A 2,020-nucleotide genomic window follows, 5' to 3' on the forward strand; every position below is an offset into this window, starting at 1 on the left:
AAAAAACCAAGAACCTACCGTAATCTCGCCCGAAAAGATTACTTATTAATAGCCAAACAAAGAAGACCATCCCGCCACAAAAAAAGACAGGCAATTAAAAAACAACTTCAATATATCAAAAGAAACCTCGCTCATATTGAACAGCTAATCGATTCAGGTGCGACCCTAGAAAGTTTGAACAAACAGCAATATAAAACCTTGCTAGTCCTCACAGAAGTCACTCGCCAACAACAGTGGTTATTTGATAACAATAAACAGAGCATTGAGGATAGAATAGTAAGTTTAAGTCAACCCCACATTCGTCCTATAGTCAGAGGAAAAGCAGGGAAAAGCGTAGAGTTTGGAGCTAAACTATCGGCCAGTTGTTTTGAAGGATATGTATTTTTAGACCGGATGAGCTGGGATAATTTTAACGAATCAGGGGACTTAAAAGCCCAAGTAGAAGCTTATTATAGATTCACGGGATACTATCCAGAGTCAGTTCATGCAGATCGCATTTACCGTACAAAGGAAAACCGAGCATGGTGTAAAGAAAAAGGAATTAGAATCAGTGGACCGACCTTAGGAAGACCTCCAGCAAATGTGAGTAAAGCAAAAAAGAAGCAAGCTTTAGAAGATGAAAGAATTAGAAATACAATCGAGGGCAAATTTGGGCAAGGAAAACGAAGATTCGGTCTCAATCGAGTGATGGCTAAACTTGATAATACATCTGGTACAGTTATTGCAATTACTTTTTTGGTCATCAACCTTACTACCTGGTGGCGCCGGGTTTTTTGTGTGTTTTTATGTCTATTTGGAAAAAGAACACCTGTGTTTGGGTTGAAGATAATCCCCAATTATAAATGGGGGGACTCGATACAGAAAAAACTTATATTTAACCAAGCTTGAATATATCGATCACTCCTGTTCTTAGTTTGCGATCGATTATTCAGCAAACCCTAAGTAATTTGTACCAAATCGAGCCAAGCGGTCTTTGTGTTCAACCAACAGAATATCGTAGTCATCCTGCTGTAGCAGTGTTTCCAACTGCTTTCTGTGATCGTTCAATCCGCTGCCGATTTCTTTTACATTTCTAACGATTTGATAACCGTTAGCAATTGCGTATTCAGTCAGCCTCTCTGATTGGCGGTTAAGATTTTCTTTGTTTTCGGAGGAAGAAACTCTGCTATAAATAGCGACTCGATTCTTCTTGACCTCGGTGGATAATGTCTGTGGCACGTAATCCACGATGATTAAACCACTTTCTGTTTGTCGCGCTGGATGTGGTAGTTTATTTGCCTTCCACCACCGCCACGCAGTTGTGTAACTTATGCCTATTGCTTTGGCGTAGTCAGGTAGTTTCATTTTTAACCTCCTGACTACATATTACCATTCTTGCTTACTATTGCTTATAAGCTTAATGAAGTTTTACAATACCATCTTGCTCAATGGCTTCGATCGCTTTTTTCGCAGCTCGTAACTATAGGGTTTGGGCATGGGGGGCGATCGCAAAACAGAAATCTCGACTACAAAATTAGCAACTTTTTGATGTCTTGTCTGTTCAATTGAGGATGATCTTGCGGAACTGGTGGCGATAACTGATGCCAGTGCCAACCTCGCGGACTCTTACTCTCGATCGCCCCTAACCCTCGCGACGTTAATACAGCCAACTCGAGCCCCCGTCAGATCGCGCGCGATCGTGGACTCTGGGTAACCACCCTCACACTCAAGCGAGTCCGCCTCTGTTTCAAGGAGAGCGAACGTGAGCCTCAACCCACATTCTATGTCCGGCGGCGGTTGCCATACCTCAAAGGTTGTGTTTTTAGAAAGCAATACTCCGGACAGTTTTGGGAACGAGACTACAAGCTTTACAGGGCAAGGATCATAAATAAAGTCGAATTTAGGACTTACGCATTGACAAAATAACCAAACAGTGAATTGATAAATATAGGTCGTCTACTTTCTAGGTATCGGACAATGAGAAAAATAACTAAACCCTCTACGGCACAATGCAATATAGACCTTTACACCTTATTTTTGT

2 protein-coding genes are annotated in these 2,020 nt (G+C 41.5%); one reads left to right on the plus strand and one right to left on the minus strand.

What is annotated here, in order from left to right; translation table 11 throughout:
• Nucleotides 1-888, plus strand: an 888-nt coding sequence (locus ACUVJL_RS25950) for a transposase (RefSeq protein ID WP_445248469.1), incomplete at its 5' end; no start/stop codon positions are given.
• Between the two features lie 36 nt (nt 889-924).
• Here ACUVJL_RS25950 and ACUVJL_RS25955 read toward each other — a convergent pair.
• Nucleotides 925-1,344 (minus strand): IS607 family transposase, encoded by a 420-nt coding sequence (locus ACUVJL_RS25955; protein WP_445248470.1) that lies wholly within the window; start codon nt 1,342-1,344, stop codon nt 925-927.
• Nucleotides 1,345-2,020: the final 676 nt, after the last annotated feature.

The organism is Microcoleus sp. OTE_8_concoct_300, from assembly GCF_031383065.1.
Taxonomy (GTDB): Bacteria; Cyanobacteriota; Cyanobacteriia; order Cyanobacteriales; family Microcoleaceae; genus Microcoleus.